Origin of the sequence: Streptomyces sp. HUAS TT11 (genome assembly GCF_051553595.1) — a bacterium.
In the GTDB taxonomy this organism is placed as follows: Bacteria; Actinomycetota; Actinomycetes; order Streptomycetales; family Streptomycetaceae; genus Streptomyces.
This window is the reverse complement of the sequence record NZ_CP196184.1, coordinates 3,555,489-3,574,371: the sequence shown is the minus strand read 5'-3', so window position 1 is coordinate 3,574,371 and position 18,883 is coordinate 3,555,489. Positions and strand designations below refer to the sequence as shown.

Below are 18,883 nucleotides of genomic sequence, written 5' to 3'. Positions count from 1 at the left end.
GGGCGGTCACGCCGTCCGGCGGCGCTGTGCCGCCCGGCGGCGCAGCATCCGCATCCTGCGTACGGTCGCGATCACACCGGCGACGAGCGTCCCGCCGTACAGCCAGCCGGCCTGCGTGGCGAGCCCGGTCACCAGCCCGACCAGATGACCGCTGAACCCGTCGCCCCCGTCGGCCACGGTCAGCAGTCCGACGGCGAAGGCGATCGGCGCCGACACGGGCGCGGCCACCAGGTCGCCGGCCCGCACCCACAGCGCGGTCAGCGCGGCCACCGGCAGGAACAGCACGCCGTAGAGCGTGAGCGACGAGTCGAACAGCAGCCGGTCGACAGCGCCGATCACCGGCATCACGGCGGCGCAGAACAGCCCGCCGCCCAGACCGGTGAGCCGGGGGCCGGGCAGGCGCCGTACCGGCGGGACGAGCGGGGGGGCGTTCCGGCGCGCGGGCGCCTGCCGCCGCTGCATGTCGCCGTGGTCGGCCTGACGCGCCACGGAGGGGCCGGCCCCCGATGCGGGGCCGCCGGCCCGGGCGGGGGGACCGGACCGCGCGGGCGCGGCCGCGTCCCGTCGGCCCTGCGGGGGAAGGGGCGCACCGCGTCGCGGTCCGTCGTGAGGGGGTCGCGTCCTGTGTTGCTCCACTGGACCAACTTAGGTCGGTTTATGTGTGGAATGACCGTTCAGACACGCCGATGGCGAGACCTTGGCCAAGCGTTCGATACGCCGCCGGGGTGGGGCCCGGTACGCCGTAGACTGGGGGATCGTCCCACACCCGCTTCTGACGGACCCGGGTTTCTACCGCCCCGGTCCGGTCCTCCACCTCACGTACGGGAAGTCGCAACGTGTCGCTCACGATCGGAATCGTCGGTCTGCCCAATGTCGGCAAGTCGACCCTGTTCAACGCCCTGACCAAGAACGACGTGCTCGCGGCCAACTACCCGTTCGCCACGATCGAGCCGAACGTCGGCGTCGTGGGCGTCCCCGACGCCCGTCTCGGCGAGCTGGCCGCGATCTTCAAGTCGGAGCGGATCCTCCCGGCGACGGTGGACTTCGTCGACATCGCGGGCATCGTGCGGGGCGCGAGCGAGGGCGAGGGCCTGGGCAACAAGTTCCTCGCGAACATCCGTGAGTCGGACGCGATCTGCCAGGTCATCCGTGCGTTCAAGGACGAGAACGTGGTGCACGTGGACGGCAAGGTCTCGCCGAAGGACGACATCGAGACGATCAACACCGAGCTGATCCTCGCGGACCTCCAGACGATCGAGAAGGTCCTCCCGAGGCTGCAGAAGGAATCGCGGATCAAGAAGGACGTCGGCCCGAAGGTCAAGGCCGTCGAGGAGGCGAAGGAGATCCTGGAGAAGGGCGACACGCTCTTCGCCCACGGCATCGTCCAGGGCAGCGAGCGCGCCGAGCTGCTCCACGACCTGCACCTGCTCACCACCAAGCCCTTCCTCTACGTCTTCAACGTCGACGAGGACGAGCTGATGGACGACGCCTTCAAGGACGAGCAGCGCGCACTGGTCGCCCCCGCCGAGGCGATCTTCCTCAACGCCAAGCTGGAGGCGGACCTCGCCGAACTCGACGAGGACGAGGCACTCGAGCTCCTCCAGTCGGTCGGCCAGGACGAGCCGGGTCTCGCGACCCTGGCACGGGTCGGCTTCAACACCCTGGGCCTGCAGACCTACCTGACGGCGGGTCCGAAGGAGTCCCGCGCCTGGACGATCAAGCGGGGCGCGACCGCGCCCGAGGCGGCCGGTGTCATCCACACCGACTTCCAGAAGGGCTTCATCAAGGCGGAGGTCATCTCCTTCCACGACCTGGTCGCCACCGGCTCGGTCGCCGACGCCCGCGCCGCCGGCAAGGCCCGCATGGAGGGCAAGGACTATGTGATGCAGGACGGGGACGTGGTGGAGTTCCGCTTCAACGTGTGACCGTGGCGTCGCCTTGCGGCGGACGGCTCGTCGGGTGCGCAGGTCAAGGGGTCGGGTTCTGGTGAATCCGACCCCTTCGCCGTCCCGTGCCGACGACGGTGCCGGCTGCCGGGGTGTCCTGTCCCTGGCGTGCCGGCCGCCCGTGTGACCGAACGGTCGCCCGTTGTTACTTTCATTGGGCGCAGGATATCCTGCGCCCAATGAAAGCTTCGCCGAGTCTGCTTCCCGTCCTGCGCTCCCGGCTGCAGGGCGAGCTCCTCGCCCTCCTCCTCCTGCATCCGGAACGCGAGTACAACATCACCGAGCTCGCGGCAGACTTCGGTGTGACGCCCACGACCGTCCTGCGCGAGGTCGACCGGTTGATCGGCGGCGGCATTCTGACGGACCGGCGGGTGGGGCGGAGCCGCCTCGTCAGGGCGCGGACGGACACCGCGCTGTATCGCCCGCTGAGTGACCTCATGTCCGTCTCGTTCGGGCCTTTGCCCTTGCTCTCCGAGACGTTGGCGGATGTCGCAGGGGTGCGGCAGGCCTTCATCTACGGCTCTTGGGCCGCGCGGTACAACGGCGAGTCAGGTCCACCTCCCGCCGACGTCGACGTCCTCGTCGTGGGCGACCCTGATCCCGACACTCTTTTTGATCTCGCCGAGGAGGCGTCCCGGCGGCTACGTCGCGAGGTCAACATCCACCGGGTCTCGGTCGAGGCGTGGTCCGCCCGCACCGACGATCCGTTCCTCACCAGCGTTCGCGAGCGTCCGCTGATCCGGTTGAACCTCGAGCGGGAGGCGTGATGGCGCGCTGGAATCAAGGGCGGGCGACGATCGACGCGCTCCTCAGCGGTGGTGCGCTCGAGCGAGTGCCCGCTTCCCGGCAGGCCGCCGAGGCGGAGTTGGTCCGCTCGCGTACGCATGTGGGCTCTGCGCGGCGGTTGACGGCAACGGACCCGGAAGGCGCGTACACACTGGCGTACGACGCCGCGCGCAGGGCCTTGGCGGCCGTGTTGCAGAACCAGGGCCTGCGTGCCACGAGCCGTGGCGGGCACACCACGGTCTATGAGGCCGTCCTTGCACAACTCGATCCGCCGCTGGGAACTGTTCTGCGCCCTTTCAACCGCATGCGTGCGCGGCGCAATGAGGTGGAGTACCGATCGTCCGAGGCTCCCGCGGTGACCCCGGAGGAGGTTGCAGCCGACGTGTCCAAGGTGGAGGCGCTCATCGAGCTCGCGGAGAAGGCAATCCCGAACATGCCGGCCTACTGAGGACCGGTCGTCCCTTCCACGGTGCCGGTTCCCGGCCGAAGCCGGTCGGAAGGGGCCGGGTTCCGGTGAGCCCGGCGCCTTGTCCGCTCGCTGGGGAGCCGCTGCGCCCGGATCGGCTTGAGACCTGACCGCGCACTCCGGCGTCGACGCCCACCGCCGGTACGTCCCGCGTGCGATCGCCTTCGGCCGGCCTCGCCGCCCGGGTCGCCGCCGTGGCCGGCACGGACGTCGACGGCGCGCTGCCCGCGGCCACCGCGGACGGCGAGGCGGCGAAGGCCGCCTGCCGAACCCCGTCCTGCGGGGCCTCCCGAAAGCTCCGGCAGTCCTGGAGGGTCGAGGCGTCCCAGGGGCCTCCCGGCGGCCGGAAGGTCCAGGACACCGGCGTCCGGGGACGGCTTCCCGCCGGTTCGGCGGCCACCGAGGGGAGATCCTCCTTCCGCGTCCGGCGGAGCCGGTGCGGGTGTGAGACGCGCGGGGTGCCCGCCGTCGCCCGGCGGCGGGCAACGGCGCACACACGACCGGTCCGGTGCGCACGGTCCGACGCGGTGACGGGTGAAGTCGCGCGGCCCGTCGGCCAGTGGGTAGCCTGAAATTCACGCTGTGGCACCGATGCGGCGCCCCCGGCGACGGGGCGGCGGGTGGGCCCTGTTCACGAGCGACGGCCGGCCCCATCGGGATGACGGCGTCACACCTTCATACTCCGCCGGGCCCCGGGGCCCCGTGGCGACCTTCACACCCTGCGGTCGAGAGCCCGCTTCGCGGCCGGCCGGTGCATGGTTCCGGTTCCGGCCCGACGAGGACGGCGCCGACCCGTACGGCGATGTCCGTAGCCGCGCAATTGCGTGACGGGCACGGAGCAGCACACCCCGCCCCTTCGATCCGCCGGCGGCCGTGGCAGGGAGCGGGCCCGTGTGGTCGCCCCGGCCGGGACCGGGACGGCATTCACAGAGGGAGAATCCGATGACCGAGAGGCACGCGCGGACCCCGGCCACCCCCGGCGTCCTGCTGGACCCGCTGCGCAACCGCGGAGTGGCCTTCGTACCGGAGGAACGCGAGACCCTCGGTCTCACCGGGCGCCTGCCCGCCGGGGTGCTCACCCTGGACCAGCAGGCTCGGCGTGCCTACGACCAGATGGAGATGCAGGGCACCGACCTGGCCAAGAACGTTTATCTGGAACAGCTGCACGACCGCAACGAAACCCTGTACTTCAAGGTTCTCACCGAGCATCTGGCCGAGTTGCTGCCGATCGTCTACGACCCCACCGTGGGCGAGGCGATCGAGAAGTACTCCCACGAGTACCGCCGCCCGCGCGGCGTCTTCCTGTCCATCGACCGGCCCGACGACATGGAGAAGGCCTTCGCCACGCTCCAACTCGGGCCGGAGGACGTGGACCTGATCGTGTGCACGGACGCGGAGGAGATCCTCGGCATCGGCGACTGGGGTGTGGGCGGTATCCAGATCTCGGTCGGCAAACTCGCGGTGTACACGGCGGCCGCGGGCATCGACCCGAGCCGTGTCGTCGCCGTGTCGCTGGACGTGGGCACGGACCGCACGTCGCTGCTGGAGGACCCGCTGTACCTGGGCAACCGGCATCCCCGCACGCGCGGCGCCGAGTACGACGCGTTCATCGAGAAGTACCTGGAGACGGCGTCGTCCACGTTCCCCGACGCCCTTCTGCACTTCGAGGACTTCGGGCCCAGCAACGCGCGCCGGATCCTGGAGCAGTACGGCGGCCGCTACCGGATCTTCAACGACGACATGCAGGGAACCGGCGCCATCACGCTCGCCGCCGCGCTGGCCGCCGTCAAGGTCGCCGGTGTGCGGATGCGGGACCAGAGGCTGGTCGTCTTCGGCGCCGGGACGGCGGGTGTGGGCATCGCCGACCAACTGCGCGACGCGATGATCCGCGACGGTGCGGAGCCGGAGCAGGCCGTCTCCCAGGTGTGGCTCATCGACAAACAGGGGCTGCTCACCCGGGACATGACCGATCTGCGGGACTTCCAGCGGACCTACGCACGCGATCCGGCCGAGGTCGCCGGCTGGGCGAGGGACGGCGGTGCGATCCCGCTGCTGGAGACGGTCCGGCGGGCCGAGCCGACGATCCTGCTGGGCACGTCCACCGTGCACGGCGCCTTCACGCGCGAGGTCGTCCGGGCCATGGCCGAGGGGACCGACCGGCCGATCATCTTCCCGATCTCCAACCCCACCTCACGGATCGAGGCCATGCCCGCCGATGTCATCGCCTGGTCCGAGGGGAAGGCGCTCGTCGCGACCGGTATCCCCGTCCCGCCCGTGGACTACGGCGGAGTGACCTACCGGATCGGGCAGGCCAACAACGCGCTGCTGTACCCGGGACTGGGGCTGGGCACGATCGTCTCCGGGGCGTCCCAGGTGACCGCCGGCATGCTGCTCGCGGCCGCGCGGGCGGTCGCGGACCAGGTCGACGTGTCGGGGGAGGGCGCCTCGCTGCTGCCGTCCGTGGAGAACCTCCGGGAGTCCTCGGCGATCACGGCGACCGCGGTGGTCGAGGCGGCGCTCGAGGACGGCGTGGCCACCTGCAAACCGACGGACATCGGGGAGGCCGTCCGGGAGGCCATGTGGCAGCCGGTCTACACCGATGGAGCGACATGATGGCCAGACAGCACTCCGCCGCGGACCGGGCCGGTCCGCCCGACGACGACCGGGCCCCGAGGATCCTCGACATCCCTGTGGGACTGCACGCGGTCGGCACACGGCGGGAGACCGACTCGATGGGCGCCGTCGACGTCCCCGCGGACCGCTACTGGGGCGCCCAGACCCAACGGTCGCTGATCCACTTCTCGATCGGGGACGACCGTATGCCCAAGGCCGTCTACCACGCCTACGGCCACGTCAAGAAGGCCGCCGCCTCCGTCAACGGGCGTGCCGGGCGGCTCCCGGCCTGGAAGGCCGACCTGATCCGGCGGGTGGCCGACGAGGTCATCGAGGGCAGGCTGGACGACAACTTCCCGCTGTACGTGTGGCAGACGGGGTCCGGGACGCAGTCCAACATGAACACCAACGAGGTGATCAGCAACCGCGCCATCCAGCTGGTCGGCGGGGAACTGGGCAGCAAGTCGCCGATCCACCCCAACGACCACGTCAACATGGGGCAGTCCTCCAACGACACCTTCCCCACGGCGATGCACATCGCCGCGGTCAAGGAGATCCACGAGCATCTGCTGCCCAGCGTGCAGGCACTGCGGCGGGCCATCGAGACGAAGGCGCAGCAGTGGCACGACGTGGTGAAGATCGGCCGTACCCACCTGGAGGACGCCGTCCCGCTCACCGTCGGACAGGAGTGGTCCGGATACGCCCACCAACTGGGGCAGGCCGTCGACCGGGTCACCAGATCCGCCGAGGGCCTGTACGAACTCGCCATGGGCGGCACCGCGGTGGGCACCGGCCTCAACGCCCCGCCCGGCTTCGGCGAACAGGTCGCCGCCGAGATCGCCACCGCGACCGGCCGTCCGTTCACCACCGCGCGGAACAAGTTCGCCGCCCAGGGGGGCCTGGACGCCATGGTCGGTGCCTCCGCCGGACTGCGCGCCCTGGCCGTGCCGTTGATGAAGATCGCCAATGACATCCGCTGGCTGGCGTCCGGACCCCGTTGCGGCCTCGACGAACTCATCCTCCCGGCGAACGAGCCGGGCTCGTCGATCATGCCGGGCAAGGTCAACCCGACCCAGTGCGAAGCGATGGTCATGGTCTGCATCCAGGTGCTGTCCGAGGACGAGGCCATCGCCTTCGCCGGTACCCAGGGCAACTTCGAGCTCAACGCCATGCGCCCGGTCATCATCAACAACTTCCTGCACTCGGCGACGATCCTCGGGGACGCCTGCACCAAGCTGCGCGAGTTCTGCATCGAGGGCACCCGACTCCACCGCGACCGGATCGAGGAGTACGTCGACCGGTCCCTGATGCTGGTCACCGCGCTCTCGCCCGTGATCGGCTACGACAGGGCGTCCGCGATCGCCCACAAGGCCGACGACGAGGACACCACCCTGCGCGAGGCCGCACTGGCCTCCGGCTACATCACCGCCGAGGACTTCGACCGCATCGTCAGACCGGCCGCCATGGTCGGTCAGACCTGACACGGCTCCCGGGCGCTCCGGGCGGCGCGGCGCGGGCCCCGATCGGGGACGGTGCCCCGGCGCCCGGTCAGTGGGGGCTCGGCGTCGGCAGTTCGAACCACACGGTCTTCCCGCGCCCGCTCGGCGAGTTGCCCCAGGCCGAGGCCAGCGCGGACACGATGACCAGCCCGCGTCCGCCCTCGGCCTGGTCCTCCTCACGCGGAACGGTCACGGCCCTCGCGGGGTGCGGATCGCTGTCACGGACCTCCACGCGCAGACGCTCGGGATACTTCCGGACGTAGACGTACACGTCGCTGTCACCGTGGACCAGGCCGTTGGTGACGATCTCCGACAGAAGCAGTTCCTCGTCGTCGGCCATGGAGGACAGATCCCACCCCGCCAGCCACTCGCGCAGAAGTCTGCGGGTGCGCCGCGCTCCTTGAAGATCGCGTCTCTGGATCCTCAACTGACGCACGTTGCGCTGGGCTTCGGCCGAGGGGCCTTCGTACGCCACCAGGAGCAGGGCGGCGTCGTCCGGACACCGCTGGGGTGACTCGCCGAAGCCTCCGATGAGCAGGTCACCCACGGTCTCCAGGTTCCCGGGGTCGTGGAAGGCCGCGCCCACCGTCCTCGGGTCGACGTCGCCTCCGAGCCCCGCCAGCCCGTCCGTGTAGAAGGCGAGCAGCGTGCCCGGCTCGAGTTGCAGATCCGTCACCTGGAACGTCGTCCCGGGGTCGATGCCGAGGGGCATTCCGGCGTCGAGACGCAACGGTGGCATACGGCCGTCGGCCGTGCGCAGCAGCGGCGGTGGATGCCCGGCGGTGGCCATCTGGGCCCTGCCGGTGTCCGGATCGAGCCAGGCGCAGCAGCAGGTGGCGAAGAGGTCGGTGTCCAGGCCGATCAGCAACTGGTTCGCCCGGGCGAGCACGACACCGGGGTCGTGCCCCTCGGTCGCGTAGGCACGTACCCCGCTGCGCAGTTCGCCCATCACGACGGCGGCGGCCGTGTTGTGGCCCTGGACGTCCCCGATCACCATCACCAGCCGGCCCTCGGGCAGCCTGATGAGGTCGTACCAGTCCCCGCCGAGCTCGATCCCGCTGGTCGCCGACGTGTATCTGCTGGTGCTCACCACGCCGGCCGGCTGGGGCAGTACGGGTGGCAGCAGGGCGTGCTGCAGGTCGTCGGCCAGCGCATGCTGGACTTCGTGCATCCGGGTCCGTTCCACCGCCTGACCGACCGCGGTGGCCAGTGCCGTGAGGGTGCCCTGCTCGGAGGCGATGTCAGCGCGCTGCACATCGAACGCCATCGACAGGGTGCCCACCGCTCCCTCTTCGGCCAGCAGCGGCAGGACCACCCAGAAGTACTGCTGGTCGCACAGCGGTTCGGGAAGTCGGCCCGCCGGTCCCGCGTCCCCGGGGCCGTACAGGAGCAGGTGCCGCCGGTCGATCGCCTCCGTCTCGGGCGTCGGCCGGGTGAGCAGCGAGCCGTCCACGGCGCGTACGAATTCCCTGGCGCAACCCGAGGCGCTCGCCACGCGGAGCCGGTCCCCGTCGATCAGGCCGAAGACGGCGGCCCCGGCCTGGAATCCGTCCATGACGCGTTCCATGGAGAGGTCCACGACGTCCCGGGTGTGCACCGTCGTCGCCAGGTACGTGGCGAGCTTGTGCAGGTGGTAGATCAGCGGGGTGGTCGAGGGGGTGAGGCTCTCGGTTCCCGCGCCCCGGCCGTCCACCGCGAAGACGTGCGGTATCCGGGGCGGAGCCATCGACGCCCCCTGATCGGCCAGCCGGTCCAGGTCGCGGGCCAGCGCCGAGGCCGCGGCGGCCAGTCGTCCCCGCTCCCGTTCACCGGACTCGTCGCACACACTCAGCCAGAAGGCCGTGAGCGTGCCGAAGCGGCGGGTCGGCGAGAAGAGCGGCGCCGCCGCGGCCTCCAGCGGGAAGGGGGCCAGGACCGTCAGGTTGGGATGGCCCGGCACGATGTCCACATGCCGTGCGGTCTCCACACGGCCCGACCGCCATGCCCGTGACGACGGAAGGCTCATGTCGCCCAGGGGGATGTGCTCGAGCGATCCCACTCCCGTGGTGGTCACCGCCACGACGGCGGCACGCAGATCGGGGGCGCCCGGCACCTTCAGGAAGACGGCCGCCGCCGCCGCGCCCATGTCGACGACGAGACTCTCGGCCACGGTGACCAGGAGCTGCTCCCGGTCCTGCGCGGCGAGGGGCACATGTGTCGAACTCGGCGGGATGGGCCTGTACCGTTCCATCTCTTTCGCCGCCCCACTGCCGTCGGCGGGATAGTGGGCTCATTTTACTTCTGCTTTGCATGCCGTGCGCCCCGAGCGCCCCGCCGTGCGGAGCAGGGGGCTCGGGGCGCACGGCATGGGGTCCTCGGGCTCGTGGGGAAGGTTCCGGTCGTCGAACGCGCGCGGTCGATGCTGCGGCTGACGGTGCGGACGGGTGCGGGCCACGGGGCCGAGGGCGGTGCGCATCCCGGTCTTCCGCCCTCCGCCGTGGGGTTCGTCGTCTCGGACCACGCCGTGGCCCGGCCGCCGTTGAGCGTGTCCGGTGCCGCCGGTGGCCCGTCGTCGTCTTGTTCGGGTGGCCGTCCGAGGGTCCCCGCACCCACGAGGTGCTGGGCGGTGCCGTCGTCACCGGCGAAGTCGTGCTGATCGACCGCCGTTCCCCGGCGGCCGCCCGTACCGGACGCGCGCCGGCCCCGCGGCCGGTTCCGCGGGGCGGGTGCCGGGTCCTCCGCCTCCGCCGGGGGCGGGGCGCCGCCGGGATCCGCCTGGGGACTCAGCCGAGGTCGGCGATCTGCCTGCCGAGGTCGAGCTCCGCGCCGTTCGGTTGCTGGAGGCCGCGTTCGAACAGGCGCTGCGCGCGATGCGCGTTCTCGGGGCGTCCCGCCGTGGCGAAATAGGTGGTCAGGGCCGTTCCGAACTCCTCGGCCGGTATCGGCGCGGCCGAGTCGGTGAGGTGCTTCGTACCGGTCACCGCGACCTTGTCGAAGCCGGCGATACGGCGTGCGAAAGTGTCGACGAAGTCGTCCAGTTCGCCCTCGGGCAGGACGCGGTTCACATAGCCGTAGTCGGCGGCGAGCTGCGCGGGGAAGTCGTCGCCCCCCAGCAGGATCTCCATCGCGCGGCCCCGCCCGACCAGCCTGGCGAGGCGCCCCATCGGATTGCCCCCGGGCACGGCGCCCACGCCCACCTCGAACTGCCCGAGGACGGCGTTCGGTCCGGCGAAGCGGATGTCGGTGGACAGGACGAACTCGCTGCCCGCCCCCCGCACGCGGCCGTCGATCGCCGAGATCGTGACGGCCGGCACCCTGCCGAGGCGGAGGAGGTTGTCCGCGTACGGGTGGAGGCCGCCGGGGCCCGGTTCCATGGCGGCCACGCGGGCCGTGTCGGCCAGGAAGTCCCAGTGCGCCATGAAGAAGTCGGGATTCTCGCTCCGGAAGACGACGACGGTCAGATCGGGATCCTGCTCGATGCGGGTCAGCAGTTCGGCGAGCTGCTCGATCGTGTCCGCATCGATGAGATTGACCGGCCCGTTCGTGAAAGTCACCTTCCAGTAGGACGGCGACACCACGTCTGTCCGGAACTGGGTTTCGTTGCTCATGGCTTCGGACCCTAGAGGCTTGGATTTAAAAATGCAATCCAGGTGCTGGGGTCGTTCGAGTCGGCCGTTGTCCAACCGGTCCCGCACGCACGCGGCCGCGGACATCGCGCGCGGGGCCCTCGTGGGCGCACGTCCTAGACGGAGAACCCCGGCAGGACCTGCTCCGCCCAGATGATCTTTCCGTCGGGGGTGTAGCGCGTGCCCCAGTGCTGGGTCATCTGGGCGATGATGAACAGGCCCCGGCCCCCTTCGTCGTCGCTCGCCGCGTGGCGCAGGTTGGGCGCCGTGTGCCCGGTGTCGGAGACCTCGCAGATCAGCGTCCGGTCGCGGATCAGACGTACCTGGATCGTGCCGCCGACATAGCGGATGGCGTTGGTGACCAGTTCGCTGACGATCAGTTCGGTGGTGAACACCAGGTCGTCCAGGTCCCAGTCGGCCAGTTGCTTGCTGATCGTGGTGCGGAGCGTGGCCACCGTCGCGGGGTCCGCGGGCAGTTCCCAGCGGGCGACCTGGTTGCGGTCGAGCAGACGGGTGCGGGCCAGGAGCAGTGTCGCGTCCTCGTCCACGGGCCCCGGCAGCAGGCCGGCCACGGCACGGTCGCACAGCTTTTCCAGGGGCTGCCGGTGGTCGGCGAGGGCGTCGGCCAGTCGGTGCAGTCCGGCGTCGTAGCTGTCGACGGCCTGGAGGAGGCCGTGTGTGAAGGCGGCCAGGAGACTGCCCGGCCGGAGTTCGAGTTCGGTGCTCTCGTAGGGCGGGCCGCCGACTCCCAGCGGCGGGCCGGGCGGCAGTTCCGGACAGTCGACGGCGTCCGTGTCCGGATCGACGACGACCAGCGGCGACTCCCCGGCCCGGGCGAGGCTGCAGCGTCCGGAGACGGGGTCGTAGACCGCGTACAGGCAGGTCACCCCCCTGGCCTCGTCACCGTGCGATCGACCGGGGCCCGAGGGGTGGCCGGATCCGTTCTCGTCCGCGGTCTGCTCGACCAGGTCGTCCAGGCGCGAGAGCACCTCGTCCGGGGCCAGGTCCAGCCGGGCCAGGACCCGCACGCCCGTGCGCAGGCGCCCCATGGTGGCGGCGGCGCGCAGGCCGTGGCCGAGCACGTCGCCGACGACCAGTCCGACCCGGGCGCCGGACAGCGGGATCACGTCGAACCAGTCGCCGCCCACACCGGTCCCGCTGTCGGCGGGAAGATAGCGGCTCGCCGTGTCGACGGCGGTGTGCGGCGGCAGGTTGTGCGGAAGCAGACTCCGCTGGAGTTTGAGGGCGGCCGAGTGCCCTCGGGTGATCACCAGCATCAGGACGAAGCCGAGCAGCAGGGCCCCCAGGCCGATGACCGTGGCGCCGCCCGTCGGTCCGACCAGGGGCAGATCGACGGTGGTCACACCGTGCCGGGGGTTCGCGTAGACGTCGAAGGCCGCGTAGAGGAACAGGGAGAGCATCGTCAGCCCGCCCAGCCCCGGCAGAATGCCTTTGAACACCATGTCCCCGGCGCTGCGCGTGAGCACCTTGCGGTGGTACCAGAGGCAGGCGAAGCCGGTCAGCCCGTAGTAGAACGTGATGGCGAGACCGACCGAGTTGAGCGAGTCGGCCAGGACGTCCCGGCTGAACGAGGTCAGCAGGATCAGGACGCCGATCGAGACCGCCCCCATGCCGACGGTCGACCAGGTCGGGGTGAGGAACCTGCGGTGGACCCGGGCGAACCGGGCGGGTACGGCCTTGTGGACCGCCATGGAGAAGACGGTCCGGGCCAGCGGCAGGATGGTGGTCTGGGTGGAGGCCAGCGCCGAGGTCAGCACCATCAGGATCAGCAGTCTGGACAGGAACACCCCGAGGTCGCTGCTCCCGAACACGGCGTTGCCCAGACCGGAGAGCACGTCGCCGGAGTTGCCGGCGTTGCCCAGCCCGGTGCCCGAGGTGCCGACGCCCGCGAACGACTGCGCCGAGGTGGAGACCAGCCCGTAGGTGAAGAGCAGCAGCACGATGGAGACGAGCGCGGCCCGCCCGGGGATGCGCCGGCTGTCGACGGTCTCCTCGTTGACCGTCACGGCGGTGTCCCAGCCCCAGTAGAGGAAGACCGCCGCGAGGACGCCCGAGGTCAGCGCCGTCGTCGAAGGCACCTCGAAGGGGTTGAACCAGGAGGCGGAGACACGCAGCGACTCCGCGGGTCCGGCCGTGTACACCCTGACCAGGGCGGTGACGGCGAAGAGGAGCAGCACCCCCACCTCCACGCACAGCAGGCAGCGCTGGAGCGCGGCGGACAACTCGATGCCGACGTAGCAGACCGCGGTCATCACGGCGATCCACACGATGCCGGCCACGGTGGTCCACAGCCGGTCCGCCGCCAGTGCGTCGTAGCCCACCAGCCGGAAGCCGTAGATGCCGGCGATCTCGGCGAGGTTCGCCATGACGAGGATGTCGGCGACGATGATGCCCCAGCCGCCCATCCAGCCGGTGCGCGGGCCGAAGGCGCGGGTCGCCCAGGTGAAGGTCGTCCCGCAGTCGGCGTTGCTCGCGTTGAGCTCGCGGTAGGCGTACGCGATCAGCAGCATCGGGACGAACGCCAGCATGGTGACGATCGGGGCCTGCAGTCCGACCGCCGTCACGACGATGCCCAGCGTGGCGGCGAGGCTGTAGGCGGGGGCCGTGGAGGCAAGCCCGATGACCACCGAGGAGAACATCCCGAGGGCGCCGTTCTTGAGCCCCTTCCGGCCGGCCCCGGACCCGGGGGCGGGGCGGCCGGCGGACGCGGCGCCGCCGAAGAGCCTCACGCCTGATTTCAACGCGCGGCCTCGCCCGTCCGCAACATCACGGGGCGGCCGGGGAGGCGGACGTCCGGTGCGGCGTCCGTCGCCGGCCGGTCGCCGCACATGGCCGCGACGGCCTGGTCCCGGCGGGTCCGGTCACGCGTGCGTGCGTCGGGCATGGTCCCTCCTGCGTGATCCGGAATGCGGGACGAGTCGGGTGCGGAGCACTGCCACTACCCTGCCCCGTACATCCCGGATTAACAACAAGTGCGCTTTTTGCGTGGTACTTCGGGCCGCCTGCCGTCGTGCGCCTGCCCGCCCGGAGGGGCGGCACCGCCCCCCCACCGCGGTCCCCGCTGTCCTTCCGGGTGCGGCGGGCGGACCATACCGAGTAGCGGGTGCAGCAGCGGAAGAGTGCGCCCGCGGTCATGAGGAAGGGCTGATGGTCATGCTCTGGGCATCGTGGACGACGACGGGGGTGTTCGCAGGGCGCGGGGGCGCCCGCACCGACGAGGACGGGATCATGACCGGCGACCTGACCGTGCACACCACCTGGGACGGCCGGCAGGCCGATGTGGCGGTCCAGTACAGCGGCGGTTCGCAGTGGTTCACCCTCGCCGGAAGCCCGGTGCCCTGTCCCTCCGAGGAGGAGAGCCGGCACCTGCATCAGGAAGTGGTGGAAGCCGTGCGGGCCGGCGGCGGTGCCTGCGTCCCGCAGCACCAGGCGGAGGGTGGGCCGGTCTGATCGCCGTCGGCGGCACCTTCGGGCCCGGTGCCGGAGGCCCGTGATGCGGCCCGGTGGGCACCGCGGCGTTCCGCACACCGCGGATCTGCGCGTCGAGGCGTGGGGCCCGACCCGTGCGGAATGCCTGGCACAGGCCGTCCGGGGGGTGTGCGAGTCCTTCCTGGACCTGACGGGAGCGGTCGCCGGGCGCACCCGGGAGGTGCTGTTGCGCGCCGACCGCGACGAGGACGTGCTCGTGGCCCTGCTGGAGGAGGTCGTGTACTGGCTCGACACCGAGGACGAGGTCCCGGTCGAGGTGGAACTGGCCCCCGTCGCCGGTGGTCTGCGCGCCCGTCTGCGCATGGCCGACGCCGCCGCGCTCCCGGTGACGGGCGCCGCCCCCAAGGCGGTCACCCTGCACGGTCTGGCCGTCGCCCACGGGCCGCGGGGCTGGACCTGCGCGGTGACGATCGACGTGTGAGCGCCGGCCGCCGTACGTCCGGCGGCCGGCCGTCCTGCGGCGCGGCTGCCGACCGGATTCCGCCGCCCTACGATGGAGTGAGAGGACAGGGACGAAGACAAGCAGCCGCGCCACCGCCCCCCGGGACAACGGTCACGGGCCGTCCCCGGCAGACGCAGGCACACCTGTCGACTTCTCCATCACCTGGTCGTCGCGGTGTGGGACACCGCACCGCCCCGGCCACCGCGCCGGGTTCCTTTCCGGCGCGGAGACGCCGCCGACAGACCGGAAGGGAAGATTCATGTCCGTCACACACCCGCCCGACTTCGAGCGCACCATCCACACGGCGAACATCTGGCTGAAATCGGTGTGCGAGGGGCTGGGGACCGAGGACCGCCACCTCGCCCACCGGGTGCTGCGCACCTGGATGCACACACTCCGGGACCGGCTCACCGTGGATGTGGCCGCGCACTTCGCCGCGCAGCTCCCCGAGTTGCTGCGAGGCGCCTACTACGACGGCTGGGACCCCAGCATCGTGCCGATCAAGTACGACCGCGCGGGCTATCTGAACCGCTTCTCGCACGAGGCCAGGATCTCCACCGAGGAGGTCCCCCGCATCGCGGCCGCGGTCACCCTGGTCGTACGCGAGCACGTCTCGCCCGGGACGCTGGAGTCGGCGCTGGAACAGGTCCCGCACGACATCCGGGACGTCCTCCTCCAGCCGGCCGCCTGACGGCCCGCTGACCGTACGGCGGCGGGCGGCCGATCCGGCACCGGTACGGCCGCCGCCCGACGGACGGTGACGGCGATGGACATGTCGCTGGTGCCGGAGGGCCCGTACCGGTTCCGCATGGACCGGTGCGGCGCCATGCGGGTGCCCGGGGTGGTTTTCGCGACGCCGGACCTGCTGCCCCGGTCGGCCGGGGACAGAACGCTGGAGCAGGTGGCGAACGTGGCGACGCTGCCCGGTGTGGTGCGCGCGTCGTTCGCCATGCCCGACATGCACTGGGGGTACGGCTTCCCGATCGGCGGCGTCGCCGCCACGGACATCGACGCCGGGGGAGTGGTCTCGCCCGGCGGGGTGGGGTTCGACATCTCCTGCGGTGTCCGCCTGCTCTGCGCCGGCATCGACCGCGAGCCGCTGGCGCCGAGCATGCGCAGGCTGATGGACCTGCTCGGCGACACGATCCCGCGCGGAGCGGGACGCGGGGGGTTGTGGAAGCTGTCCGGACGGGCGCAGATGGAGAAGCTTCTGGTGGCGGGTGCCGGGTACGCGGTCGAACAGGGGCACGGGGTCGCGCGCGACCTGGAGCGGTGCGAGGACGGCGGAGCGCTGGCGGACGCGGACCCCTCGCAGGTCGGACAGCGTGCCGTGGACCGGGGGCTGCAGCAGGTGGGCAGCCTGGGCTCGGGCAACCACTTCCTGGAGGTGCAGGCGGTGGACCGCGTCTACGACGCCGAGGCCGCGCGCGCCTTCGGCCTGCACACCGGCCAGGTGTGCGTCATGATCCACTGCGGCTCGCGCGGTCTGGGCCACCAGGTGTGCAGCGACCATGTCCGGGTCATGGACCAGTCCCTGCGCGCCTTCGGCATCCGTGTCCCCGACCGGCAGCTGGCCTGTGCCCCCGCCGTCTCCACGCCGGGCCGCGCCTACCTCGGTGCGATGGCGGCCGCCGCCAACTACGGGCGGGCCAACCGGCAGTTGCTGACCGAGGCGGCGCGGCGCGCCTTCGCCACCGCCGCGCAGGTGGGGCTCGATCTGGTTTACGACGTCTCCCACAACATCGCCAAGATCGAGACCCATGAGGTGGACGGGGCGGCACGCCGGCTGTGCGTCCACCGCAAGGGCGCCACCCTGGCGCTCCCGCCCGGTCACCCCGACCTGCCCGCGGATCTCGCCGCGTTCGGGCATCCCGTGCTGGTTCCCGGCACGATGGGAACGGCGTCGTACGTGATGGCCGGTGTCGCCGGAAACGAAGCGTTCGCGTCCGCCGCCCACGGCGCGGGGCGCGTCTGGAGCCGCCACCAGGCACTGCACCGGGTCCGCGGCGAGCAACTGCGCGACGAGCTGGCGGCCCGGGGAATCTCCGTCAGGCCGTCCTCCTGGCGCGGCCTGGCCGAAGAGGCGCCCGACGCCTACAAGGACGTCGACCTGGTCGTGCGCGCCGCCGAGGGTGCGGGGCTCGCCCGGCCGGTGGCCCGCCTGGTCCCGCTCGGCGTCGTCAAGGGCTAGGGGCGCGGGCGGGAACGGTTCGCCGGCAGCGGATCGTGCGGGTCGGGCCGGCTCTCCGGTACGGGTGCGGGCGTCCCGGCTCCGGGCAGCCGCCGGGCTGTGCACGGTGCGCCGGGGCTGCCAACGGGGTTTGCCGGGGCGCGTTTTACGCTACGGGGTGTTGGTCGACTCGGGGGACCAAGGGACGGGGGGCCGATGAACAACGCGACCGAGGTGTTCCAGCCGCTGCAGGCGGACGATCCACCCCTGGTGGCCGGTTACCGCCTCGCCGCCCGGCTGGGCGCGGGTGGAATGGGCCGGGTCTATCTGTCGCACACGCCGGGCGGCCGACCGGTGGCGATCAAGGTGGTGCGGCCCGAACTGGCCGACGACCCGGACTTCCTGCGGCGGTTCCGCCGGGAGATCAAGGCGGCCCAGCGGGTCCGGGGCGCCTACACCGCCGAGCTGATCGACGCGGACGCGGACGGCGTACCACCCTGGCTGGCCACGCTCTACGTGCCCGGGCCCTCGCTGGCGGAGGCCGTCGCCCGGCGCGGACCGCTGCCGGTGCCGGCGGTGCTGTGGCTGATGGCCGGGGTGGCCGAGGCGCTGCAGGCCATCCACGGTGGGGGAATCGTGCACCGGGACCTGAAGCCGTCGAACGTGCTGCTGGCCGCCGACGGCCCGCGGGTGATCGACTTCGGCATCTCGCAGGCCTCCGACGCCACCTCCCACACGGCCTCGGGCTACGCCATCGGCACCCCCCAGTTCATGGCCCCCGAGCAGGCGTCCGCGGGTGAGGTCACGGCGGCGACCGACATCTTCGCGCTCGGCCAGACGGCGGCGTTCGCGGCACTGGGCGAACCCCTGTACGGGGACGGCCCCTCCGCCGGCGTGCTGTACCGGATCGTGCACTCGAAACCCGACCTGTCCCCTCTGCCCGCCGAACTCCGTCCGCTGATCGCACGGTGCCTCGCCGCCGATCCGACGGAGCGCGCCACCCCGGCGGAGGTCGTCGACCGATGCCGGCAGCAGCTGGGCCCGGACGCCGACGCGGGGGCGGGGCCTGCGGTCTGGCGGGAGGTCACCGGGCCGGAGGTGACGGTTCCGCCGCCCCTGCCCGTCCCCACCTCGCTCTACACGCCGCCGTTGCCCGCGCGAGGGCAGCAGGCGGCGCCGGACGCGCAGCGGGTGCGCCCGCGCCGCACCGCGGTGATCACGGGCGCGGTCATGACGGCGGCCGTGCTGCTGCTGACGGCTCTGGCCTGGGCGGTCATGGACGGCACGGCCGGGCTTCGCCACGGCGTCGCCGCCACGTCCTCGACGTCCGGTCCGACCACATCCGCGGGGTCGTCGGGATCCGCACGGTCCTCGGCGTCCTCCCCGGGCTCCGTGGCGGCCGCAGGGGGCGACGACCGGGAGGGGGCGGCCTCGGATCCCTCGCCGAGCACGCCCACCTCGCCGCGGCCCGATCCGTATCCGATCCAGTTTCTGGACGAGAAGGGCTCGCTGAGCCTCGGGGAGGACCCGATCAGCCGCAAGGACCGCAAGGGCGACCTCCGCCTGGACTGCACCCGGACCGACTGCTCGCTGGAGAGCGACACCGGCAGGATGAACGTCCTGTACGGCAGGACGCCCGGTTCCCTCGACGAGTGCCGCACCATGGTCAAGGGCATCAAACGGCACAGCCTCTCCATGTACGCGGTGGCGGTCGGCAGCCAGATCTGCGTCGAGAACCGCTCGGGAGACGTCGCGCTGGTCGTGATCCAGCAGAAGTCGACCGCGATGCCGGACAGCGGGAGCAGCTTCGTGACCGCGGACGTGACGGTCTGGCGGGCGCCCTAGC

General features: G+C 71.7%; 15 protein-coding genes. 10 read left to right on the top strand and 5 right to left on the bottom strand.

Translation table 11 applies throughout. From position 1 onward, the window contains the following. Positions 1-6: 6 nt before the first annotated feature. Positions 7-489 (bottom strand): DUF6542 domain-containing protein, encoded by a 483-nt coding sequence (locus ACSHXN_RS15910; RefSeq protein WP_355134616.1) that lies wholly within the window; start codon positions 487-489, stop codon positions 7-9. Between the two features lie 347 nt (positions 490-836). Here ACSHXN_RS15910 and ychF point away from each other — a divergent pair, with 347 nt between their 5' ends. The 5 genes from ychF to fumC all read left to right on the top strand — a co-directional run bounded on the left by ychF (position 837) and on the right by fumC (position 7,292). Beyond that, a complete protein-coding gene (gene ychF, locus ACSHXN_RS15905; RefSeq protein WP_355134618.1) occupies positions 837-1,925 on the top strand; it encodes a redox-regulated ATPase YchF in 1,089 nt (362 codons plus the stop codon). A gap of 200 nt (positions 1,926-2,125) precedes the next feature. Beyond that, on the top strand, positions 2,126-2,713 hold the full coding sequence (locus ACSHXN_RS15900; RefSeq protein ID WP_355134621.1) for an ArsR family transcriptional regulator: 588 nt from the start codon (positions 2,126-2,128) through the stop codon (positions 2,711-2,713). Further along, positions 2,713-3,180: a hypothetical protein gene (locus ACSHXN_RS15895; protein WP_438306469.1), complete on the top strand. Its 468-nt coding sequence runs from the start codon at positions 2,713-2,715 to the stop codon at positions 3,178-3,180. Before ACSHXN_RS15900 ends, ACSHXN_RS15895 begins: the two co-directional genes overlap by 1 nt. Positions 3,181-4,140: 960 nt before the next feature. Continuing rightward, entirely contained in the window at positions 4,141-5,811 is a 1,671-nt protein-coding gene (locus ACSHXN_RS15890) for an NAD-dependent malic enzyme (RefSeq protein WP_355134625.1), read from the top strand. Beyond that, positions 5,808-7,292: a class II fumarate hydratase gene (gene fumC, locus ACSHXN_RS15885; RefSeq protein ID WP_355134627.1), complete on the top strand. Its 1,485-nt coding sequence runs from the start codon at positions 5,808-5,810 to the stop codon at positions 7,290-7,292. Before ACSHXN_RS15890 ends, fumC begins: the two co-directional genes overlap by 4 nt. Positions 7,293-7,359: 67 nt before the next feature. On the opposite strand, the gene ACSHXN_RS15880 is transcribed toward fumC, so the two are convergent. The 4 genes from ACSHXN_RS15880 to ACSHXN_RS15865 form a co-directional block, all read right to left on the bottom strand. Next, positions 7,360-9,540, bottom strand: coding sequence for an ATP-binding SpoIIE family protein phosphatase (locus tag ACSHXN_RS15880; protein WP_361157812.1), 2,181 nt, complete (start codon positions 9,538-9,540; stop codon positions 7,360-7,362). Between the two features lie 532 nt (positions 9,541-10,072). Further along, positions 10,073-10,897 (bottom strand): enoyl-CoA hydratase/isomerase family protein, encoded by an 825-nt coding sequence (locus ACSHXN_RS15875; RefSeq protein ID WP_355134630.1) that lies wholly within the window; start codon positions 10,895-10,897, stop codon positions 10,073-10,075. Between the two features lie 134 nt (positions 10,898-11,031). Further along, positions 11,032-13,665, bottom strand: coding sequence for an amino acid permease (locus tag ACSHXN_RS15870; RefSeq protein ID WP_438303266.1), 2,634 nt, complete (start codon positions 13,663-13,665; stop codon positions 11,032-11,034). A gap of 8 nt (positions 13,666-13,673) precedes the next feature. Next, the gene (locus tag ACSHXN_RS15865; protein WP_355134631.1) at positions 13,674-13,820 is read right to left on the bottom strand and encodes a hypothetical protein; all 147 of its coding nucleotides are present in this window, start codon (positions 13,818-13,820) and stop codon (positions 13,674-13,676) included. A gap of 269 nt (positions 13,821-14,089) precedes the next feature. Here ACSHXN_RS15865 and ACSHXN_RS15860 point away from each other — a divergent pair, with 269 nt between their 5' ends. From ACSHXN_RS15860 to ACSHXN_RS15840, 5 genes are all read left to right on the top strand, one after another. Beyond that, complete coding sequence (locus ACSHXN_RS15860; protein WP_355134632.1) at positions 14,090-14,386, top strand: hypothetical protein; 297 nt, start codon at positions 14,090-14,092, stop codon at positions 14,384-14,386. 43 nt (positions 14,387-14,429) lie between these two features. Next, complete coding sequence (locus ACSHXN_RS15855) at positions 14,430-14,846, top strand: archease (protein WP_355134633.1); 417 nt, start codon at positions 14,430-14,432, stop codon at positions 14,844-14,846. Between the two features lie 280 nt (positions 14,847-15,126). After that, the gene (locus tag ACSHXN_RS15850) at positions 15,127-15,558 is read left to right on the top strand and encodes a DUF2267 domain-containing protein (protein ID WP_355134634.1); all 432 of its coding nucleotides are present in this window, start codon (positions 15,127-15,129) and stop codon (positions 15,556-15,558) included. A 75-nt stretch (positions 15,559-15,633) separates the two neighbouring features. Continuing rightward, positions 15,634-17,058, top strand: a complete 1,425-nt coding sequence (locus ACSHXN_RS15845; protein WP_355134636.1) for an RtcB family protein — start codon at positions 15,634-15,636, stop codon at positions 17,056-17,058. Between the two features lie 195 nt (positions 17,059-17,253). Further along, positions 17,254-18,882, top strand: coding sequence for a serine/threonine-protein kinase (locus tag ACSHXN_RS15840; RefSeq protein WP_438303265.1), 1,629 nt, complete (start codon positions 17,254-17,256; stop codon positions 18,880-18,882). Position 18,883 lies beyond the last annotated feature (1 nt).

Excerpts from the sequence above, each read along its gene's own strand:
- ACSHXN_RS15900 (WP_355134621.1), top strand. The coding sequence starts at position 2,126 with ATGAAAGCTTCGCCGAGTCTGCTTCCCGTCCTGCGCTCCCGGCTGCAG.
- ACSHXN_RS15895 (WP_438306469.1), top strand. The coding sequence starts at position 2,713 with ATGGCGCGCTGGAATCAAGGGCGGGCGACGATCGACGCGCTCCTCAGC.
- ACSHXN_RS15890 (WP_355134625.1), top strand. The coding sequence starts at position 4,141 with ATGACCGAGAGGCACGCGCGGACCCCGGCCACCCCCGGCGTCCTGCTG.
- fumC (WP_355134627.1), top strand. The coding sequence starts at position 5,808 with ATGATGGCCAGACAGCACTCCGCCGCGGACCGGGCCGGTCCGCCCGAC.
- ACSHXN_RS15880 (WP_361157812.1), bottom strand. The coding sequence starts at position 9,540 with ATGGAACGGTACAGGCCCATCCCGCCGAGTTCGACACATGTGCCCCTC.
- ACSHXN_RS15875 (WP_355134630.1), bottom strand. The coding sequence starts at position 10,897 with ATGAGCAACGAAACCCAGTTCCGGACAGACGTGGTGTCGCCGTCCTAC.
- ACSHXN_RS15865 (WP_355134631.1), bottom strand. The coding sequence starts at position 13,820 with ATGCCCGACGCACGCACGCGTGACCGGACCCGCCGGGACCAGGCCGTC.
- ACSHXN_RS15860 (WP_355134632.1), top strand. The coding sequence starts at position 14,090 with ATGCTCTGGGCATCGTGGACGACGACGGGGGTGTTCGCAGGGCGCGGG.
- ACSHXN_RS15855 (WP_355134633.1), top strand. The coding sequence starts at position 14,430 with ATGCGGCCCGGTGGGCACCGCGGCGTTCCGCACACCGCGGATCTGCGC.
- ACSHXN_RS15850 (WP_355134634.1), top strand. The coding sequence starts at position 15,127 with ATGTCCGTCACACACCCGCCCGACTTCGAGCGCACCATCCACACGGCG.
- ACSHXN_RS15845 (WP_355134636.1), top strand. The coding sequence starts at position 15,634 with ATGGACATGTCGCTGGTGCCGGAGGGCCCGTACCGGTTCCGCATGGAC.
- ACSHXN_RS15840 (WP_438303265.1), top strand. The coding sequence starts at position 17,254 with ATGAACAACGCGACCGAGGTGTTCCAGCCGCTGCAGGCGGACGATCCA.